At 55.7% G+C, this 21,767-nt stretch carries 13 protein-coding genes; 5 read left to right on the top strand and 8 right to left on the bottom strand.

Annotated elements, in window-relative coordinates; translation table 11 throughout:
• Window positions 1–20 precede the first annotated feature (20 nt).
• The 5 genes from ACQ3G7_RS05560 to ACQ3G7_RS05540 all read right to left on the bottom strand — a co-directional run bounded on the left by ACQ3G7_RS05560 (window position 21) and on the right by ACQ3G7_RS05540 (window position 11,311).
• Entirely contained in the window at window positions 21–5,687 is a 5,667-nt protein-coding gene (locus ACQ3G7_RS05560; RefSeq protein WP_430889140.1) for a putative Ig domain-containing protein, read from the bottom strand.
• 221 nt (window positions 5,688–5,908) lie between these two features.
• Complete coding sequence (locus ACQ3G7_RS05555; RefSeq protein WP_430889139.1) at window positions 5,909–6,823, bottom strand: phage tail protein; 915 nt, start codon at window positions 6,821–6,823, stop codon at window positions 5,909–5,911.
• Window positions 6,824–7,071: 248 nt separating this feature from the next.
• Window positions 7,072–9,180 carry a site-2 protease family protein gene (locus tag ACQ3G7_RS05550; protein ID WP_430889338.1) on the bottom strand — a complete coding sequence of 703 codons (2,109 nt, stop codon included), beginning with the start codon at window positions 9,178–9,180 and terminating at the stop codon, window positions 7,072–7,074.
• A gap of 11 nt (window positions 9,181–9,191) precedes the next feature.
• Entirely contained in the window at window positions 9,192–10,511 is a 1,320-nt protein-coding gene (locus tag ACQ3G7_RS05545; RefSeq protein ID WP_430889138.1) for an efflux RND transporter periplasmic adaptor subunit, read from the bottom strand.
• A complete protein-coding gene (locus tag ACQ3G7_RS05540; RefSeq protein WP_430889137.1) occupies window positions 10,508–11,311 on the bottom strand; it encodes an efflux RND transporter periplasmic adaptor subunit in 804 nt (267 codons plus the stop codon). Before ACQ3G7_RS05540 ends, ACQ3G7_RS05545 begins: the two co-directional genes overlap by 4 nt.
• 590 nt (window positions 11,312–11,901) lie before the next feature.
• Here ACQ3G7_RS05540 and ACQ3G7_RS05535 point away from each other — a divergent pair.
• The 3 genes from ACQ3G7_RS05535 to ACQ3G7_RS05525 all read left to right on the top strand — a co-directional run bounded on the left by ACQ3G7_RS05535 (window position 11,902) and on the right by ACQ3G7_RS05525 (window position 15,091).
• The gene (locus ACQ3G7_RS05535) at window positions 11,902–12,504 is read left to right on the top strand and encodes a FlhC family transcriptional regulator (RefSeq protein WP_430889136.1); all 603 of its coding nucleotides are present in this window, start codon (window positions 11,902–11,904) and stop codon (window positions 12,502–12,504) included.
• Between the two features lie 207 nt (window positions 12,505–12,711).
• A complete protein-coding gene (gene licT, locus ACQ3G7_RS05530; protein WP_263097691.1) occupies window positions 12,712–13,539 on the top strand; it encodes a BglG family transcription antiterminator LicT in 828 nt (275 codons plus the stop codon).
• 148 nt (window positions 13,540–13,687) lie between these two features.
• Window positions 13,688–15,091 (top strand): glycoside hydrolase family 1 protein, encoded by a 1,404-nt coding sequence (locus ACQ3G7_RS05525; RefSeq protein WP_430889135.1) that lies wholly within the window; start codon window positions 13,688–13,690, stop codon window positions 15,089–15,091.
• A gap of 84 nt (window positions 15,092–15,175) precedes the next feature.
• Here the strand turns inward: ACQ3G7_RS05525 and ACQ3G7_RS05520 are convergent, their stop codons facing one another.
• Entirely contained in the window at window positions 15,176–16,591 is a 1,416-nt protein-coding gene (locus tag ACQ3G7_RS05520) for a DUF1593 domain-containing protein (RefSeq protein ID WP_430889134.1), read from the bottom strand.
• A gap of 457 nt (window positions 16,592–17,048) precedes the next feature.
• Here ACQ3G7_RS05520 and ACQ3G7_RS05515 point away from each other — a divergent pair, with 457 nt between their 5' ends.
• Window positions 17,049–18,938, top strand: a complete 1,890-nt coding sequence (locus ACQ3G7_RS05515) for a beta-glucoside-specific PTS transporter subunit IIABC (RefSeq protein ID WP_430889133.1) — start codon at window positions 17,049–17,051, stop codon at window positions 18,936–18,938.
• Between the two features lie 196 nt (window positions 18,939–19,134).
• A complete protein-coding gene (locus ACQ3G7_RS05510) occupies window positions 19,135–20,715 on the top strand; it encodes a carbohydrate porin (RefSeq protein WP_430889132.1) in 1,581 nt (526 codons plus the stop codon).
• Between the two features lie 38 nt (window positions 20,716–20,753).
• On the opposite strand, the gene ACQ3G7_RS05505 is transcribed toward ACQ3G7_RS05510, so the two are convergent.
• Both ACQ3G7_RS05505 and ACQ3G7_RS05500 read right to left on the bottom strand, forming a co-directional pair.
• On the bottom strand, window positions 20,754–21,158 hold the full coding sequence (locus ACQ3G7_RS05505) for an H-NS family histone-like protein (RefSeq protein WP_263097686.1): 405 nt from the start codon (window positions 21,156–21,158) through the stop codon (window positions 20,754–20,756).
• Window positions 21,159–21,451: 293 nt separating this feature from the next.
• Window positions 21,452–21,745, bottom strand: a complete 294-nt coding sequence (locus ACQ3G7_RS05500) for a hypothetical protein (RefSeq protein WP_263097685.1) — start codon at window positions 21,743–21,745, stop codon at window positions 21,452–21,454.
• Between the last annotated feature and the right edge of the window lie 22 nt (window positions 21,746–21,767).

Raw genomic sequence — 21,767 nt, 5'->3', positions numbered from 1 at the left:
GCCCTGACCCTGAGGCGCGTTTATGTGCGTTGTCTGTCGTCGGTGATTTGCCCGACCTCCCTCAACGCCTGCTCAATGACGACCAGCCGCTGCTGCGCGTCATCCCCAATACGGTGTAATTGCCACTCCAGATCGGGCGCGAAGTGCATCTGCGCGGCGATGGGTGTGGTCGCGCCATCACTGGCATTGATGTTGCGCCAGCTCCCGCCGGAGAACACCGCCATGGGCGACAGCGAAGGCAGGCTGTTTCCCGAGAACATGCTCGCCAGTGAAGATGCCCCACCCAGCGCACCGCCATTGTTGAAACTGGGGAACGAACCGAGCGAACTTTCAAACAGGCTGGCGCTGCTGGAGGTGGCACCCTGGGCAAACGTGCCCGCCACCTGGCTGATCGGTGTGTTGTTGTCTGGTGCTGTCCGCTGGGATGACTGAAAAATCGTCGATGTGACCGTTGCGACGTCTGCTGTTCGTGCGCTATTCAGCGCGCCGAGAGATGGCGGAGAGAACAACGCGCCTAAGGTGACCGGCGCATTCGCAACCACCGTGATCATCGGCGGGGCAGAGGGCGCTGGAGGCTGAGAACTGCCCGCATTCATGCGGAATTCCGGGTCGCCGCCGCTGTCGTTACTGGCGGCAATCGTCAGCGTAAAGGCGGTGCTAACCGAAACGTTACTGCCGTCGGTGGCGGTGATCCGAATAGATAAGCTTCCGGCATCACCCGTACCCGGTATACCTGAGAAGGTGCGGGTCGCCGGGTTAAAGCTCAGCCAGCCTGGCAGCGCGGAACCATCCGCCAGGGTGGCGCGTAGCGTCAACGTGTCGCCAACATCCGGGTCGGTGAAGAGGCTTGCCGGAACGGTAAAATTGAAGCTGCTGTTTTGTGTCGCGGTTTGCGCGTTCAGTGTGCCCGACAGCACCGGCGCGTCGTTAACATTGGTGACGTTCAGCCCGAAGGTGGTGCTAACGGACGCATTGGCGCTGTCGGTGGCGGTCACCCGAATCGCCAGATTCCCGACATCACCATTTGCCGGTGTGCCAGAGAAGGTGCGGGTCGTCGGGTTAAAGCTCAGCCAGCCAGGCAGCGCAGAACCATCCGCCAGCGTCGCGCTCAGCGTCAAAATTTCGCCAACGTCCGGATCGGTGAAGGTGCCCGCTGGCACGGTGAAACTGAAATTGCCGCCTTGTGTAACCGCCTGATCGGCAACGGGGGTGGCAACGACCGGCGGCAGGTTGCTGTTATTGACGGTTAAGCCAAAGGTCGTGCTGACCGACGCGCTGCTGCTGTCCGTTGCGGTGACCCGGATGCTCAGGTTGCCCACATCGCTTCTGGCTGGTGTTCCCGAGAAGGTGCGTGTCGACGGGTTGAAACTCAGCCAGGCGGGCAGCGCTGAGCCATCGGCCAGCGTCGCGGTCAGCGTGAGCGTGTCACCGGTATCGACGTCAACAAATGCGCCATTAGGAACGGCAAAGCTGAATACGGCGTCTTTTGTTGCACTTTGACTGCCAATGGCGCTACCGACAGTGGGCGCATCATTGACGCTGCTGACCGTCATGGAAGCTTGAGCACTGGCGTTTGAGAATGCGCTGCTGCCGCCAGACGTTGAGGTGTCTGCAAGGCCTGTACTGGCCCCCGTTGTGGCGGAACCGCTGGTTTGATCCCACGCTTTGAAAGCAAACGTTGCGGTTTCACCATTGGCCCCGTCCGGCACATAGCGAACCTGCGCTGTTGAGGTCAGTAACAGGGCGGATGAGCCCGATACCGTACCAACATTGAACCAGTTTGCGCCGCTGTCGGTGGAGTATTGCCAGTGGCCGTTGCCCGTGGTCAGCGTAATGGCAATACCGCTGGTGGCACCGCTGTCGACATCACCATAGCCCGCATTGCTGAGCAATGAGGAGACGGTGGTGGCGGATGAGGTGTTATCTTCGTTGGTGGTGGTCAGTGTGACGGTCGCGCCGTTAGATAAGGTTGGTGCATCGTTCACCGCCGAGACGTTGAGGGTCATGGTGCCGACGTTGGCAGACGAGGCGGTACCGTCGCTGACGGTCCAGGTAAAGGCCGCATACCCTGCGCCGTTGGCATTCGCCGCCGGGCGGAAGGTCAGTTTGCCGATGTTGGCCGCGCTGACCACCGCGCCGTTGCCCAGCAGCGTGTCGCCAACGCCGCGCACGCCATCGCCATTGGCGTCAATAAACAGCTCGCCCGCAGCCGGTGCGCTGACGATGGTGATCGATTGCAGGGTGTCGCCGCTGTCCACATCGCTGAAGCCGAAATCGGCAGCGGTAAAGGTCTGCGCGCTGTCCTCGTTGACGGTCTTGCTGACAGCCGTGTTGCTGATGACTGGCGCATCGTTTACTGCCGTGACGTTAAGGGTCATGGTGCCAAGGTTGGCGGACGAGACGGTACCGTCGCTGACGGTCCAGGTAAAGGCCGCATACCCTGCGCCGTTGGCATCCGCCGCCGGGCGGAAGGTCAGTTTGCTGATGTTGGCCGCGCTGACCACTGCACCGTTGCCCAGCAGCGTGTCGCCAACGCCGCGCACGCCATCGCCATTGGCGTCAATAAACAGCTCGCCCGCGCCCGGCGCAGTGACGATGGTGATCGATTGCAGGGTGTCGCCGCTGTCCACATCGCTGAAGCCGAAATCGGCAGCGGTAAAGGTCTGCGCGCTGTCTTCATTGAAGGTTTTGCTGACAGCGGTGTTGCTGATCACCGGCGCATCGTTCACTGGCGTAATACTCAATACCGCCTGATTCGTGCCGCTGCTGTTGATGGAACCATCGTTGAAGGTCCAGCCCAGCGTCACGCTGGTGGGCGGATCGTCAGAACTGTTGGCGTAGGTCAGGGATTGCAGTACTGCATCCACAATGGCGGACGTGGCGTTGCTGTTGAAGGTCAGTGTCAGCGTGCCCGCCGAATTGGTGGTGACGCTGCCTACCGTGGTGCCGTTGTAGGTAAAGCTTTGTCCTTGCGTGAGCGCCCCCAGCAGGCCGCTGTTACCGAAGAGATCATTGCTGCTGGCCCCGCCGTTGCGGGCGACAGTGATCGACGCGCCGTTATAGTTACCCAGCCCGCTGTTAAGGGCATCCAGTTCGGTGTCGGCGACGGTCACATCGCTGTCGATGACCACCGCACTGCCGTTTTCGGTGTAGGTCGCACCACCGTTCAGGTTGCTAAAGACCGGCGCGGAATTCGTGGTGGCGGTGATCGACGAGCTGTTAATCGCCGTCAAACTGCCCGATGTGGCCCGTAACGCCAGCGTGTTGGTGCTGCCGCTGTTGGTATACATAATGACGAGGCCGCTGTAGGTGGCGATACCGCCCGACGGTGTCAGCGTGACCGTGGTGCTGCTGGCGTCCTGATCGCCGGACGTGACCGTAAAGCTGTTGACCGTGCCATCGACGGTTCCGTCGTTAGGATCGGTGACTGAAAGCACGATATTGGTGGTGTAATCCTGGTCCACCATCCCATTCGCATCGACGGCCTGGACAACCGGGACGGTGGTAAAACTGGTGCTTTGCCCATTCTGGATGGCGGTGGGAACAGGCTGTGTGCTGAAGACCAGCTTTGTTGCGACCACATCCGGGTTGATGGAGGCCGAGGTAGCGCTCACCAGGCTACCGGCTGCGGCGGTGAGTACAAAGTTGGCGTCTGCATCGCTGGCTGATGTGTATTTCACGCCGCTAAAGGTGGCCGTACCGCTCGAGGCGGTGACGGTGGTGGTGCCGGTGAGTGAACCGCTGCCATTTTCGCTCAGCGTGACTGACCCGTTGAAATCGGTATCGATATTGCCGCGATCGTCCACGGCGATCACCACCGGTTGGGTGGTGAAGTTGATGCCGCTGACCACCGACGTGGACGGCGACTGGCTGTAAATCAGTTTGGTGGCGGCGATGTCAATGCTCGCGCCGCTGCCATTGGTAACGTTGGCCTGGCTGCTGGCGAAGGTCGAACCGCCGGAGACCGAGGTAAAATTGCTGGCGTTGACCGACAACACCACGGTGTGGTGATCGGTAATATCGTTACTGCTGGTGTTGTCGTTGTAATACGCCTTGATGGTGTAGGTTTCGCTACCACCATCAGCAATCGACAGGCTCAGTCCGGAGAAGGTGATCCTGCCGGTGCTGCTGTCATAAGTGCCGAGCACGTTGGTGGCGTCCGGCCCGTTGAGTAAGAAACTCATCTTCGCCAGTTCCGACGAGGTGGCTGTTCCGCTTACGGTCGCGTAGAACGCGCTAACATTGGTGGCAAGGCCATCGGATGTTCCCGGGTCGGCTATCGTAAAGTCCATCAGCGAGGTGGCGCTGGCAGCCGATGTCGCGGTGGTGGAAAACGTGGTGGCTTCACCAGACGGACCGGCGGTGACGGTGGAGGTCGCATTTGACGCCACGATGGCTTTGACGTCGGAAATATCAAAGTTATTGGTTCCGAAGTCGAAGCCCCCCGTCCCGTTCGCGCTGGAGATCACCACTTTGATGACGTCGTTCGCGGAGGTGGACAGGGCATTATTTGACGCGTCACGGAACACCGAGAAATTCGAGAGGGTGATATTGGCATTCGCAGTAGCTGTCAGTGTCCCGGTGACGGTGGTGTTGTTGGCATAGGTAAAGGTGACCGTAATCGTGTCATTCAGCGAGGTGTAGTAACTGAAACTGGTCAGATCGAAGGTATAGCCGGAGGCCACTGCAATCGTCAGCTTGGTGGCATCGCCGGTTGGGTTTCCGGCGCTGTCAGGGAAGACGTTGTAGTTGGTGCCGTAGTTATTGGAAAACGAATACCCGTCCTGGCCGGAAAAGGTGAACCCGACGGAGCTGACCGTTTTGTTGTAGATCCCGCTACCGCTATTTAAATCTGCGTTATCAAACACGACGACAGTGAGCAGTTCGTTGTAGTCATTGAACGCCAGCGCATCCGCCTGGATCCCATCGCTGCCAACGCTTTTTTCCAGCGTCCAGTTGCCGCCTTTCGCCACGCTGCCCGTAAGATCGCTGGAGGCCGCTACGTCTGCGCCGGTCGCGCTGGCGAGCGAATTGATAAAATTCACCCCTTCGCCGGATGCCACCGAGCAGCCATACAGCAGAATGTCACCGCTGTCTGTTAACGCCGCGCCAAGCGCGCTCAAATCACTCTGACGTGAGGTGAGGGTGGTGCTGTCCAGCGTTAAATCCCCGAGATAGAGACGGCCTTCCGCACCGTGACTGATGATGTGAATCGCGTCATAGCCGCTGTGCGTTTGCGCCCATTCCGCCATCTGCGACAGGCCATCTTTGCTGCTATCCAGCAACACCACATCCGCGCCGGTGGGCACCTGGCTGAGCAGTGTCTGGTAATTCGCCACGGAGGTATCGACAAACACCACTTCTTTGTGGGTTTGTGCGCTATCGGCGGCGACCGCGACTTTCGTGCTATCGGTTGTGGTGTCCTGACTGGCGGCCTGGGTTTGACTCTCGCTGCTTTGCGCGTGGCTATCGTCGGCGTGCGTCGCTGTGTCTGCGGTGGGCGTTGGTGTGGTCTCCTGCGCGGCGGCAGTTTGATCCACGGTTGCGGCAACCGCGCCGTCAAACAGCATCCTGGGCTCAAGCGCGTACCCCAGTGGGACGGGCTGCGTTATCTCAACGGGCCGGGGAGAGTGAGTGCGTTGTTGACGGGCAACGCGACGGTTACTGAACAGATCACGCCATAACATAGAGGTACCCCAGCAGACGAATAACATTCCGATCATCATTTCCGCATGCCATGGACTCAGCGCCGTCAGGTTGCGGGAAAACGTTTCAATTTGTTTCTTAAATGTAATTTATGTCTTAATTATGTAATTGAATAGATATATTTGCATTTTGTGCTTTTTTTGTCTCTGTTCCGTCGCTGCGTGTGATGGGCAGCAAAAAACTGCCCATCTGCAGCGGCGAATCAGCCTGGATTAACCGGGTAAAGCCCAGTGACGGCGATACACGCCGTGAGGGGCAGTGACGGATCGCGCACCGGTACCGATACCGACACCGGCACCGTAACAGGATTTGGCGTGGTGACATTGGCGCCCACATTGACCGTTCCGGTTAACGGCAGAGTGACGGTGCCGGCCGCCGAACCTGATAACTGGCCGCCGCTGGCTGTGCCGGCGACCGAACCGCTGGCGGTTCCTGTCACGCTGCCATCTGGCCCCAACTGCCTGTCGTTGGTTGCGCCCGCAGGTGCGTAGAGCAGTGCGGCGGGGCCGCTAACGGAGGTGAGCAGGCTTTTATCCGTCAGGTTAACCGTGCGGCCGCTGGTGGTTGATGAGCCGATTTTGGCAATACCGGTTACGCCGAGGCTGGCAACGGCGTTAAAAGGCAGGTTTGTGATGCTGCCGCTAAGGGGCAGGGTGACCGCGGTGCTGGTCCCGCTCAGTGAAAGCGTTGCCGGGTGGGTATGCGGCGGGATTTGCGCGGCGTTGAGCACCACTGAACTGGTGCCGCTGCCAACGGCGGTTTCCTGACCGATGGCTTTGCCGAGCGTGTAGGTAACGTTACCTGACGGCGTCGCTGCTGTACCCGTGCCAATCGCCGTTTTGCCGCGCAGGTCGGGTAGCGTAAAGGTTGTGGGCGCGGTGCCACCGTAGATATTGCCAATCAGGGAATAGAGTGCCTGGTAACCATTGACGTTCAGCGTTCTGCCGTCGGCGGGTAGATAGCCTTCCGGGCAATAGCGGATCGCCATATAACACACACTGCCAATAAATTCGTCACCCGCCCCGTTGCAGGCGAAAGCCGACTGCGGTAGCGAAAAAACGATCCCCAACGTAGCGGCAATGGTGGTTTTTGTAAGCAAATATTGAGCGCGTTTCATACAGATCTCTCCTTGCCAGAAAGCGGCTTCACGGTATAGCTAAGCCCATCGGATAACAGTCATCATGCTGTTTAGCCCCAGAGGTGGGGGAGGTTCGGGTATGCTGCGGCAGAACGGTGTTGTGTTGGAATGTCCGGCCACGATTAAAACATAGCCAGACAAATGAGATTTGTCTTATAGATTCAAGGATATATTCTTAATCTTTTTTTGAGATCGCCATAGACCGCCGTTTCGTCTGTTTCCGGCGATCAGAATCCGCTCTCGCGGATCCCCAGTGCAGCGACCCGTCGCCAGACGGCACCCAGGATCGACTCTTTTTCCCCTTGCAGAATGACGCTACCCCGCAGCGGTTGTTGCGGCGGCTGGAACTGACCGTCCTGCACCACAAAGCGGACACGATACTGCGCCTGCACCGGTTGCGGGTTGTGGTCGCGATCGCGACGTACGGCAATGGGGCCGTGTCGATCGGAGGCCAGCATCTCTTGCTGTAACCAGGCGGTGCCGGTGGGCGCAATATCGCTTAAGCGAACTGCAAGGCGCGGGTAGGCCGGATCGTCAGCAATAAACTCCCCGGTCATGCCGGTTTTCGCGCGCTTGAGGGTGTCTTCAGGCAAATAGCCCTGGACTTTGCCAGCGCCTGGCTCAACCACGCGCAACAGGGGTAAGTCGGTAGGCAACCAGCGTCCTTCGGTCATATCCCGCGCCACGTCTCTCACCTGTCCCGCCTGCGGTGCGGCGATCGATAGCCGCTGGCGCTGCGCATCCAGCCCGCGGTAACGGGCCAGTGATTCCGCCAGTTGGCGGTCAAGCACCTGCGTTTCGCTGGCGGTTTCCTGCCGCCCAGCGCCTCGCTGGCGCTGTTGTTGCAGGACGCTAATCTGCTGGCGTTCAATGGCAAGGCGATAATCCAGATCGGTCGAGGTCAGCTCCAGCAACACATCGCCGGCTTTCACCTGCTGACCGTCGCGGACATGCAATGTGCGCACCTGGGCGGCGCTCGGGGCATAAAGTACGCTCACATTTTCCGCTTCCAGCACCGCCGGAATACGGATACTGCCGCGCCACGGGAACAGCAGGACAGCAAGGAGCGCCAGCAGGATCAGGCCGGAACGCAGCAGCCTGGCAGGGTGAGCAGTTTTACGCATAGACCACCAGATAGAGGCTTCTTTCAGCACCGGGAGGGCAATAAACCAACCAATTTCCACCAGCATCAACAGGATGCCGATGACTTTGATGAAAAAGTGATACACCAGCAGCGCGATGCCAAAAAACAGGAAAAAGCGCCATATCCATGAGGCATATCCCCACAGCAGCAGTTTGCGCTGTAGGGCGGGCGACCAGGTGTGCGGCGGTGGGTGACCGTAAGCAAACAGGGCTTCACGCAAACGCCAGCGGCACAAGGCGTAGGCGCGATCCTGCAAATTTTCGACTCGCCAGAAATCACTCAGTAAAAAATAACCGTCAAAACGCATCAGCGGGTTGAGGTTGACCACCAGCGTGGTGATCCAGGTGGCGCTGGAGAGCATAAACACCGCCGTGCGCAGCGGGCCATCGGGCAGCAGCGCCCACGTCAGCAACGCAATGCAGGCGAGGATCAGCTCCGCCAGAATGCCGCCTGCGCTGATCAACAATCGGGCACGCCGATCCTTCAGTTTCCAGGCATCGCTGACGTCGGTATAAAACAGAGGGAACAGCACGATAAACGCCACCCCCATGGTTTGCACCCGGCAGCCTGCGCGTTTCGCCATAAACGCATGTCCCAGCTCGTGGAAAAATTTGGCGAAGACCAGCGCCATGCCGAAGACCGCCATCCCTTGCAGACTGAACATATGCGGAAAGGTTTGGGTATAGCGCACCCAGTCACGGCTGACGAGAAAGCTCCCCAGTAGCAATATGCACGGTAATACCACGCGCAGCAGAGGCAGGCCGTAACGTTGCAGCACCGGCCAGCAACGGCTGAGCAACGGGTCCGGACGCCATAACGGAATGCGGAAAAAGAGATACTGGTGCAGCAGGGTTTTCCACAGACTGACCCGCTGGGCTGCGGCTTTCAGGGCATACCCCTGGCGTTGCAGCGGGTCGCTGGCGGCAATCAGATCGTGATTGCGCAGAAAGCGCAGCAGTTGTTCCAGCTCCTTTTCCTGCAACGGCAAACCGGGTTCCTGGTTTGCCGCATCCAGCACCTTGCCGGGCTGGCGCAAAGGCCAGTGGCGTAGCAGACGTATCGCGGAGGGTGTCAGCGTGAAGTAACGCCCGGTGACCGGATCCGCCAGCACCCACTGAGGTGCGCCGTCCAGCCCTTTCGCTGACTCCACCAGTTGCAGGTCGCGGCGCAGCGCGGGCAGGATGCGGCTCATTACATCGTTTGTCATAATCCAACCGACTGGCGCAATACGGCAAGCGGACGCCGGAACAGATACACCGCCAGCGGCACATATTCACCGGATACTTTAGCCGTACCGCGCAGACCAATGCGCGGCGGCTCTCCGGTGAAACGGGCGTCCAGGCGGTACGCCAGATTGCCGGCGGGCGTCTGTTCTGATTCGTAAGCAATGCGATCTAACAGCGCACCGTGCGGGGTGAGCGGATCGCTGTCGAGAAACAGGGTAATCGGCGCATCCGGCTTCAGGCGGATAGCGTCACCGACATCCAGTTCAATACGCAGCGACACGGAAGCCGGATCGGCCAGATCCATCAACCGTTCTCCGGTACGAACCGGTTTCCCCACCCAGCGCTCAGCGTCCGCAAAAACCGCGATGCCATCCCGCTCGGCATGGATTTCGCTGCGGCTCAGAAGCGCGTTGGCATAGTCACGCTCGGCACGCTTTTGCGCGACTTGTGCGGCAAGGAAATCGAGCCTCGCTTTGGAATCGGTATCCTGAAAGGCACGCTGCGCGCTGGCGCGGTATTCTGCTTCCGCAACGTTTAACGCCCGTTCGGCGACATCTGCCTGCGCTTTTAAGGTGGTATCGTCAAAACGCACCAGCAGGTCGCCTTTGTGCACGGCCTGATTGGGCTGCACGGCAAAGGCCTGAATCACGCCGTCCAGCGGGGCCGCGACAATGCGGCCGTTAAGCGGGATCACTTCCGCTGGCGCCAGCACGGACTGGTGTACGGGAATAAACAGGCACCCGACCAGCAACAGGGCGGGTATCGCCAGTTTCCAGCGCCAGCGAGGACGTCGCCAGACCGGCTGTGGCTCCAGTGCCAGCCAGGCATGACTAAAGGCGTGCGCCAACTGCTCCGCCAGCAGTAGTTCGGCCTGTTGCCAGGGCTGCTCTCGCGCATACCAGATACCGCCAAATACGCGCCCCTGGCGATCTTTCAGCGGTGCCCACAGCGCTTCCGGGGCGGACAGCGCCAGCCAGTCATTACGGCTTTGTTGATCCAACGCGGTGGCGTCGACGACGGCGCATTGGTTATGTTGCTGCTGGCGTTGCAGTCGGGCGTTGGCCCGCTCGATAAAAGCCACGAAGGGGGCGTGAGGGGCCGGTTGTGTTACGCCGGTGACGGCGCGCACCGTGCCGTTGATCACCAGCGCGGCGTGGCGAAATCCGAACAGCGACTGGCTGTCGTTGACGATGCAGTAAGCCAGTGCTTCGATTGTGTCTGCCGAACGCGCCTGACGTTCAATGCCCAGAAATTGGGCGAAGACGCGTTCGCCGGAAAGGGGAGGCGTGTTGCTCACGGTTTCTCCTGGAAATGCGCAGTCCCGCTCATACCCGCCATCAGGGTGTTGTCGCTGCTGTCGATAGCCCCAGTCAGGCTCAGCGTCTGACTGCTTTCATCAATACGCGCCCCCAGCCGGGAGACGCTGGCGCGCAGCGGCTTGCCGGTTTCATCCGGTGTGAAGGTAAAGGTCAGCCCTGGCTTAAGGATGGATAACCAGCTGGAGGGCACCAGCAGGTCAATCTCCAGATGCCGGTTATTGACGATATCGATCACCGGCACGCCAGCCGCCACGCTCTCATAAGCCTGAGCGCGCCGTTTGACCACCTGACCGTCGAACGGTGCCACAATCCGGCAGCGGTTAACCTGAATCTGGTAAACCTGGCTTTCTGCCTGCGCCTGCGCCAGGCGCGCGGCAGATAAGGACACGGCATGCCTGCCGACCGATTTCATCTGCGCCAGTTGCTGGTTCTGATTCAGTTCGGCTTCCGCTTCCCGTGTTGCCGCCTGAGAGGCGGTTAATTGAGCCTGATAGATGGCGCAATCAAAACGCGCCAGCAAATCGCCTTTTTTGAAGGGGTCGCCTTCCCGGAACGGCATCTCGACGATACGTCCCGCCAGATCGCTGGAAATCGTCGCTTGATCGACCGCTACCAGCATGCCGCGGGCCTGATTGTCCGCCGGGTTGTCCGGTTGCGTGGAATGTGACGGGGGGCTCAATAACGGATCAGCAGCCTGCGCCGGAAGCTGAAAAAAACAGAGGGAAAGCGTCATCAGGCCAATGGCCCGACGGAAAACTGCGTGTTTAACCTTATTCACACTAACCTGCCTTGATTCCGCTGGGGTGTGTGCAAACCAGAAGGCACGGGAGACAACCTTCTGAATCTTCACCGATTAGTCGTACTTATTGTGACGAGTATAGTAAACCAGCAAAAATTGAAAGGCGATGAAAGGTAAGCGTAAGGTTACGAATTTGTTGTGATAAGCACGAAAATGAACAGCGGTGTGCCTTTGTGGTTGCGGTGCTTTTCGGTTAGCGCGATGCCGGTTTTAGTGAATCAGATGATAAGGCAATCAAAAAGACGACCTGGATTGCGGCGCGGGCATACATTTTTTTGTGATGTATTCAGCATTATGTCGATGTCGAAAAGCGTTTTATTCTCACCCGAATAATAGAAATCGTGTTTTGTATTATTGTTATAAACTTGCTGAAATATTCTTATCTTATATTTGCTGCGTTTGTTTTATTCTAAAAAAGATCAAAAAAAGTGCATTAACTGTATGAATTTCCTCCTGTAGCCTGACGGCAGTGCATATCTGATGCGGCTTGGCGGTTTGTTTATTAAGAAAACCTTAAGGTAAACTCACTGTTGCATTTTTTTTAATTATATTCAATTGATTCCCAATAATTGAAAATTTGCCTGGAAAAGTTTCATTTAAGATGTATATTTATAAGAATGTTACCACGGCGAAGCCACTTTTTTATTTCCGATATTATGAATAAAAATTTATCATTTGAAATGCAAAAGGTTTCTCTCGCCTTATTACTGATTAATAATGGCAGCGCCTCGCTATTATTAACTGAGAAGCGTGTCCGGGAAGAAACCGCCCCTTTTTCTTCTGTCTGGTTTTCTGATGACGGCAACCGGTTACATGCACGATATTTGTGCACGACCTGGCAATATTTAAAAGAAAACCTGTGCGGTCAAAGCCATCAAACCGCGGTTGACGCTTATTTACTCTATATGGCGGATTGTCTGCCTGAACTCGGTTCCGCGCCATTATTAAATCTGGTACAGGCCATGGCGTTGATTCAGGCTTACGAAAACTGCGCGCTGCTTGCCGGGAGTTGCCCGCCGGTTTACTGCTTCGGCCAGCAGCAGGAGACGTCTGCCCTTGAGGAGTGGGTTTACGCCTGCTGCATGGGGGTGGCGTTCGATGTGTTGCCCGCGCAGTTGACGAATGTCTGCGACTGCCGCATATCTTGCTCCCCATTGCAGATTCATCCATGATTATCATCACAGTTCACAGCCTGAAGGGTTGAGACTGGCGGGGCGATTCGTTATAAGAGTCGCTTAGGGACGTCATCGGAAAACTGAGCGAAACCTGATTCCATTGCAGCCACTGCGGCCGCAACGGAATCAGGTTTTTTTTTGTCTTTTTTTCGTGCGTCGCCACCTCCGGGAAGGGTATCAGGACCATACAGTGAGATAGCTGGAATGAAAGTAGAAAAAATACTCAGCAATAACGCTGTCCTGCTCACGAATGAAAAGCAAGAGATCGTGGCAATCGGACGGGGAATCGGTTTCGGCAAAAAGCCGGGCGACCGGGTAGACGAGAGCCAGATTGAAAGCCAGTTTGTAAAAAAATCCGCCGGGCTGACGGATGTGTTTGCGCAGTTACTGGCTGAAATACCACCGCCGCATTTGGCGGTGACAGAGCAGATTATTGCGCTCGCGCAGCAGCGACTGGCGATCAGCGTGCAGGATACGTTGTTCCTGGCGCTAAGCGATCACATCAACTTCGCCCTCCAGCGGCACAGTAACGGTCTGGCGATCAAAAACTTCCTGCTGTGGGATATCAAGCGTTTCTATGCCCAGGAGTTTGCCGTCGGGCGGGAGGCGCTGGCGCTGATTGAGGCCAGACTCAACATCACGTTGCCGGAGGATGAAGCCGGTTTTATCGCTTTGCATCTGGCGAATGCCAAAAACAACAGCGATATGCACAGCACCATGCAAAGCGCCACCATCATTAAAGATGTGCTGACGATCCTGAAATACGATCTGCACATTACGCTTAATGAGGAATCATTGGATTATCAGCGCTTTATTACCCACCTGAAGTTTTTTGCCCTGCGTCTGTTGAACCGCGATACGGTGACGCATGGCGATGACAGCATTTATCAGGGCATTACCGGAATGATGCCGGCGGCTTACGCTTGCGCCATGAAGGTCTATGATTATGTTGAGAAAAATTATGACTGCCAGCTCACCACCGATGAGGTCATGTTTCTGACTATCCATATCAACCGGTTAAGCGGCGTATAAACGCATTTTTTACAGGGCGTAACTGAGTGATTCAGGCGAAACCTGCGACAGCACCGACATGTTTTTCTGTCGGCGCTGCGCGGGTTTTTTTATTTCTGATCTGCCCGGGCAACTGCGGCAGGCAGCCGATGAGAAAGGAGAAAAAACGATGCAAATGGCATTTCCGGACGGTTTTTTGTGGGGTGGCTCGGTCGCCGCTAATCAGGTTGAGGGAGCCTGGAATGAGGGGGGAAAAGGCGTGTCAACGTCCGATCTGCAACCCCAGGGGGTACATGGCAGCGTGGTCGCGCGCGACGGGGTGAACAGCTGCATCAAAGATGTGGCGATTGATTTTTATCACCGCTATCCACAAGACATTAAGCTGTTTGCCGAGATGGGGTTTACCGTGCTGCGCACCTCGATTGCCTGGGCGCGTATTTTTCCCAATGGCGATGAAGCGCAACCCAATGAAGAAGGGCTGGCGTTTTACGACCGCCTGTTTGATGAAATGGCGCGTTACGGCATTCAGCCGTTGATCACCTTGTCCCATTACGAAATGCCTTACGGCCTGGTAAAACAGTACGATGGCTGGGGCGGCCGGGAGGTGATTGCCCTGTTTGAACGTTATGCGCGCACCGTGTTTACCCGCTACCGCGACAAAGTGAAATACTGGCTGACCTTTAACGAGATCAACATGGCGCTGCATGCGCCGTTTACCGGCGTGGGGCTGGAGGGTGAAAGACGCCCGCAGGAGATTTATCAGGCCATTCACCATCAGCTGGTTGCCAGCGCCCGGGCGGTGAAAGCCTGCCACGAGATCATTCCGGATGCGAAAATCGGCAGCATGTTGCTGGGCGGCATCCGCTACCCTATCACCTGTAAACCGGAAGATGTATTAAAGGCGCAGCGCGTGAATCGTGACTGGCTGTTCTTTGGCGATGTGCAGGCGAGAGGGGCGTACCCGGCATGGATCCAGCGTTTTTTCCGTGAAAATGATATTGCGCTGAACATCACCGACCAGGATACCGCGGATCTGCAAGAGACCGTCGATTTTATCTCCTTCAGCTACTACATGAGTGGCTGCGCGGCTGCACAACCTGAACTGTACCAAAGCTCGCGCACCAACATTATGCGGATGATCCCCAACCCGCATCTGGAAAGCTCAGAGTGGGGCTGGCAGATCGATCCGCAGGGGCTGCGCTTTTTGTTGAATGAACTGCACGATCGTTACCAAAAGCCGCTGTTTATTGTGGAGAATGGCCTGGGCGCGAAAGACGTCCCGGCGGCGGATGGCACCATTCAGGATGATTACCGCATTCAGTATTTGCAGGCGCATTTGCAGCAGGCCAGAGAGGCAATAGAAGATGGCGTGGAACTGCTGGGTTACACCAGTTGGGGGCCGATTGATCTGGTGAGCGCCGGTACGGCGCAGATGTCGAAACGTTACGGTTTTATCTACGTTGATCGTGATGATGCGGGGAATGGCACACTGGAGCGCCGCCGTAAGAAGAGCTTCTACTGGTATCGCGATGTGATTAGCAGTAACGGAGCGAGTCTGAACGATCCGTACTGAAGGCTGTTTTGACAGTCGCGTACGGTTTCCAGGGTGATGAAAAACACGAGCGGGGGATAACCCCCCGCTGAATTCGCAGCCTGCTTAAGGCGTCACCGTCACAATGGCCCGGCGATAAGAGAACAGCGACGGCGTCCCGTCATCCTGCACCTGCAGAATGATATGGAACGGCGTCGCGGTTTTCACCGCGGGCGCAACAAAACTGGCGTCCATCGTTTCGCTCTGTTCCAGTTTTAGCTCCGGCGCAAAATGGATGCCCATCGTGGTGGCGGTGGGTTCTTTGTACTGCCACCAGCGATAACTCAGGCGATCGTTATCCACATCGCGGGAGCCTTTTGCCGACAGTCTGACGACGTCGCCCGCTTTCACCTGCATCGCCACGATCCCTTTGCCAGGTTCCCCATTCAGCACCAGCGACGGGTTATGGTTGGCCTGTCTGATGTTGCTGTTGACGCTCCAGTCCATGCGCGCGGCAAAATCATTCTGATAGGCTTCGCGCCAGCGCCAGAGGGTAGCGGCAGCGGTACGGTGGCTTTTACCGTCTACGCCCATCACCGTATCAGACGTGCTGGTGCGCAGGCCGCTGCGGCTGTCGGGGTTTACGGCCGCATAGCGACCGCCCCAACCGCCGTATTCCGGGTGTTCCGGCGCGTTTAACCCGTTTTGCAGCAGGTAGAGGAATGAAGGCGTATCGCCTTCCATGGTGTATTCAATGGCCGGGTAAGCCTCACCCAACGGGCCTTTGTTGCGAATGTTTTGCTTCAGCCAGTCGTTATTGACCTGGCGCATATCACCGCCTTCGGCAAAGCGCGACGACATGCCGCTCCAGGTGGCAATAAAGTAGTCGTTCCAGGCATGAATGCTGGTGATATAGCGCAGCGTCGGGAACTGGGCGCGGATCCATTCACCGGTATTATCCTGATCGGAAATGGCGTAGACGCGGATCTTACTCACGAACGCATTTACCTCTTCCGGCGTACGGGTTGCGCGCACATCGTACAGCGCTTGCGCCAGATCCACCGCGCCGCCCCAGACATCGATCCACAACGGGCGGGTATCCTGTTTATCGACCGCCTGAATGATAAGTGTGGATGCCGGTGTGGATTTCCCCGCGCCAACGTAGTCCATGCCATAACCCGCCCGGCCTGCGCGCACCACTTCACGCAGCGCGTTGGCGCTTGGGTAGCCGTCAGCATGTTTACGCAGGTTGGGTAATACGCGTTCATACGCGTCAATGCGCTTCAACATCATCTCCGGGTTCACTTTATCGCGCAGCCATGTTGATGTGGTGGCAATCAACCCTTCAACATCGAACTCATTGCTGTACACCAAAAAACGCACCAGCGACTGTGCGTCGTCAGGTTCGTTGCCGATGTCCGACAGCACCATAATTCGCGTCTTTTCTGCAACACCCGGATCGGGTGCGGCAAACGCGCTCGCGCACGTTGTCGTCAGGGTGCATGCCAGCAGCGCGCTGAAGAGTTTGTTCAAAGAGGGCATGAGGTATTCCTTGTTTGTCCATCGCCAAAAACAAAAAAACCTGCTTTCCGTTGCCGGTGAAAGCAACGGAAAGCAGGTTTCGCCAAAAAAATCTATGTAACGCCCTGAGGGCTTGGTTATAAAAAGAGTCGCCGGGATCGGCAATGTATAATGTCGATAAATGTGACGTGTGTTTTGTATTTCCCGGCTATTTGCTTCCCATGTGGCGGCAAATTTAGTGATGATTTTCACAAAACGGGAGGTTTCAGTAGTAATTCCTCCCGGAGCTTGCTAGAAAGAGGACGTTCGTCAGGACGTCACCAGAATATTCTGGGCGAGACCTGGATAAAGCAGTGTGTTTTTTCACACTATTTTATCCAGGTTTTTTTTTGCTTTTTTTTCTGCTGGCCAGCGGATACAGGCAACGAGCGCATATGAACTGGCAATTTTTGTCGTTTATGAAACGGGAAGTCTCATTATGAATAGCAACGTTCTGGCAGAAAATATTCTGCCGCTGGTGGGTGGGGAAGACAACGTCGCAACGTTAGTGCACTGCGCAACACGGCTGCGGTTTAAGATTATTGACCACAGCAAGGTCAGGCTGGCGGAGCTCGAAGCGCTGGATGGCGTCATTACGGTGGTGAATGGCTCAGGGCAATTACAGATCGTGATCGGCAATCGTGTTCCGGAAGTGTTTCGCGCGTTTGGCGCCATTTCCGGGCTGCTGGATGATGATAAAGCCAAAAAAGCGCCATCGGAGGAGAAAAACAACGCCTCGGTGCTGGGACGACTGATTGATCTGGTGGCGGGCATTTTCACACCGCTGCTTGGCGCGATGGCCGCGGCGGGGGTGCTGAAGGGCGCGCTGGCGATTGTGCTGGCCGCGGGCTGGATGAGTAATAAAGAGACCACCTACATTATTTTGCATGCGGCGTCGGACAGCTTGTTCTATTTCCTGCCGTTGCTGCTGGCTATCACCTCCGCCCGGAAATTTGAAACCAATATCTTTGTGGCGGTCTCCATTGCCGGGGCACTGATCTATCCCAGCATTCAGGGGCTTTTCGACGGCGGCCAGCCGGTGACCTTTTTTGGCTTACCGGTGATGATGATGAAATACACCGGGACGGTGATCCCGATTATTTTCAGCGTCTGGCTGATGTCGATCATCGAACGTTTCCTGAATCGCCATATTCATGAAAGCGTGCGCAATATCCTTACGCCATTCTTCCTGTTAACGCTGATGGTGCCGCTGACGCTGATGACCATCGGACCGGTTGGTATCACCATCAGTGAAACGGTCGCATCGCTGTTTGTGTCGATTTACGGTTTCAACCCGATTATAGCCAGTGCGCTGATGGCGGCGGCGTGGCAGGTGCTGGTTATTTTTGGCGTGCACTGGGGATTTGTCACCGTCTTCATTAATGATATTTCCGTGATGGGGCACAGCTTTCTCAAAGCCGCTTCCAGCCCCTCGGTGTTTGCTCAGTCCGGTGCATTGCTGGCGGTGATGCTGCGTGCGAAAGACAAAAAAATGAAAGCGCTGGCGGGCAGTTCCTTCATTGCCTCTCTGTTTGGCATTACCGAACCGGGTGTTTATGGCGTCACGCTTAAGCTGAAAAAACCGTTTATCTGTGCGGTGATTGCCGCGGCCTTCGGCGGTGCAGTTGTGGGTTACGCGAAAAGTTCGGCCATCTCCATGGGAATGCCCGGTTTACTGACATTGCCCATCTTCTACGGGGAAGGGTTTGTTGGCTTTATTATCGGTTGCGTTGTGGCGTTTATGGGCAGCTTTGCGTTAACCCTGATCGTCGGGTTTGACGAGCCAAACGCGCAGCCAGCACAGGCCGCTCCGGTGGCAAAAGAGAACAAGGCGATGGCGCGTAAAACCCACGAATCGGCGTCACCCTCCGTCTCCTCAGAGCACATTGCCGCCCCGGTTTCCGGGGCCCTGATCCCGCTGAGCGAGGTGGATGATAAGGTTTTTTCGGCCGGGATCGTCGGGCCGGGTTTTGCCATCGTGCCGGAAGAGGGACGGGTTTATTCCCCGGTCGACGGTTATATCGCCAGTACTTTCGCCAGTGGACACGCGATTGGCATCCACTCCACGGGCGGCGCGGAAATATTAATCCATGTCGGTATTAATACGGTGCAGCTCGAGGGGCAATATTTCCATATGCAGGTAAAAGAGGGCGATACGGTTAAAAAAGGCCAGTTACTGTTGATCTTCGATCTCGATGAAATTAAGCAGGCGGGTTATGACACGGTGACACCGGTGATTATTACCAATAGCGATGCCTGGCGCGAGTTACAGATCAGCGATAAACCGCATTCCCGCTTCGGCGAACCGGTGATAGCACTGTCGGTATAACATTCCCACTTAGCGGGAAATAGCGGCGGTGAGCGTGATTGTCACCGCGATTAATTAAAATAATGTTGATTTGTTAACGGAAATATCCCTACAGGACGTAACTGATTTAATTCAGGCGAGACCTGCAACTGGCGGAGTAAATACCTGTCAGTTGCGGGTCTTTTTGTTTTTGGGGGATGCATATTGAGGGGTCATCATGAAGATTAAAAAACAGTCCTGCAAAAAAACCATTATCGCCATGGCATTAATGTCGTGCTATGCCGCCAGCGGTGAAGCCATGGCGCAAAATTTAACGCTGGAGCAGCGTATGGAAGCGCTCGAAGCGCAGTTACGCGTCACGCAGCAAAAATTACAGGCCTATGAAGAAAAAGAGAAAGCGCAGCCGCGCACCGCTGTTGCCTCGACTGCGGCGCCGCTGACAGCAACCGCGCAGACCGCTGCGGTGCCAACGGCGGAGCCTGAGCTGTCGCCGACAACATTGAAGAAAATCAGCCAGTACGTGCAGGATGATACCGGCTTTAAATATTCCGGCTATTTCCGCTCGGGCTGGGCGACCACCACCAATGGCGGACCAAAATCCTGGGCGGTAGGATCGCTGGGGCGTTTTGGCAATGAATATGATGGCTGGTACAACTTGTCGCTGAAGAAGCGGGCATGGCGCGATGGCGACAAATCCATCTGGGCAAATGTGCAGTTTGAAGGTGACCTGGGCTTAACGCAGAGTAATGAATCTTTCGAGAAGGGAATGTCCGGCGGTGGAATGGGCAAACTCAGTAAACTCTATGTGGAAGGTAATGGCCTGCTGCCTTTTGCACCGGAAGCCTCGGTCTGGGTCGGAAAACATACGCTGCCGCAGTATGAAATTCAGCAACTGGACTGGAAGAGCAACCGTACTCTTTCAGGGGCTGGGGTGGGGATCGAAAATATGAAGCTGCCGGTTGGCGCAGTGAGTATGGCGATCACACGTAACGACATTGATAACTACAGTACCGTCTGTGCAGCGGGCGCATCCAGTTGTAGCGATACCACGCAGGTTAACGTGAATATTGCCGAAGCGCGCTACAAAAACCTGCCGATAACCGGTGATATGACGCTGGAGTTGGGGGCGAAATATGCCTTCGCCAACCAAACGGACGAGCAGAAAAAGGCGCAGGCGAACAGTGAATATTATCAGGTGAAATCGTCCTGGCTGGGTCAGGCTATTTTGCGCAACCCGGTGCAGAAAGGGTCTAACGAGCTGACGTTGCAGGTGGCGGATAATTCGCTGGCCAGTCAGTTTATGAATATCTCCAGCGCCAACCCGGATTTTGATTACAACAGTTCGTATTACGGTATTCACAGCGGGGGTATCGGTTGGCGGCTGGTGAATCAGGGGGAATTTTATCTGGGTGAGAAAATCATCATGGCGCATGCGCTGGTATACGGTCGCGGTCACGATCTCTACTCCACCTATACCGGGGCGCATACCGATTTTGAAACCTCGCGCGCCGTTATTCGCCCGTCGTGGATCTGGAGTCGCAACATGCAAACGGCGCTGGAGTTAGGGTATTTCACGCAGAAAAACAAGGTGAACAATGCGACGATGGATGAGTCAGGTTATAAGGTGACGCTGGCGCAGGTGTACAAAGTTGATACCAGCATTCTTAACTCGCGCCCGGAAATCCGCTTCTATAGCACTTACCTGAAAGCGCTGGAGAATGAGATCGATACCCAGACATTTAACGACGGTAAAGATTATCAAATAAGCTTCGGGGTGCAGGCTGAGGTGGTGTTCTGACAAAAAAAGAGGGCGGTATTGCGCCGCCCTTTTTATTTTTAGAGTTCGAAATCTTCGAGTTTCTTGCCGCCTTCAATGGCTTTTGCAATTGCTTTTGGCGTGCGACCCTGGCCGGTCCAGGTTTTTTCGCTGCCATCTTCATCCACATACTTATATTTTGCCGGACGAGGCGCGCGGACAGATTTGGATTTTGATACCTGACCTTTCAGAGAGGAGAGAAGTTCAGTCGGATCAATGCCTTCATCAATTAATTTTTGACGGAACGCAGCCAGTTTGGCCTCTTTCTCTTCTTGTTCTTTGCGCAAAGAAACATCTTCTTCACGGCGTTCTTCAACAACCACAGTCAACTTTTCGAGCATCTCTTCAAGTGTTTCAAGAGTAACTTCGCGGGCCTGAACCCTCAGCGTGCGAATGTTATTTAGTGATTTAAGGGCTTCTGACATAGCGTCACTCCTTGTGATGGAATTAAAAAGCTTTCCACCTAATTTTTAGTGATATCTTCATAAAGATCAATACAGGGAACGCTGTTTTAGCAAATATATACCCTGCTTTGCAAGTGTATGACTTAATAGATATCTTACTCATCGCAATTCAACCATCAGGGATAGCTGAAAAAATGCGTTACATTTAATGGCGTCACGTCTCAACAAAAGAGATGCTTGCCAATCGATACATGTAGAAATAATGCCGCATACAGCCGTTTTCACACGCTGTGGCGAACGAAATCCTCGCCTGCTTATTCATGATATATCGCCTGTTTCAGCCGGGAAAAATTATTTCTGAAATCCCGCGTTTTTTCTTTTCGGTCCGTGGTGGCGTGTGCTGCGATTTCAGCGCTGCTAAATGTTTCGTTAAATAATTCCACATATTCATGACGGAGATTTCGGCACAACAGGTAGCTAAGGAATTTGGCGCGCGTCAGGCACTGCCGGGAATATTCCTCGGTTGTTGCCAGAACCGCGCGCTCCAGTTCATATCTGAAGTCGAAAAAATCCACTTTGTTAACACTGGTTGGTGATTTTTTCTTCATGTCCGTTTTTCGCAAAGCAAGG

The sequence above is a fragment of the Kosakonia sp. N21 genome (assembly GCF_050587465.1).
GTDB lineage: Bacteria > Pseudomonadota > Gammaproteobacteria > Enterobacterales > Enterobacteriaceae.
The sequence above is the reverse complement of the archived record's forward strand: the minus strand, read 5'-3'. Positions and strand labels throughout refer to the sequence as shown.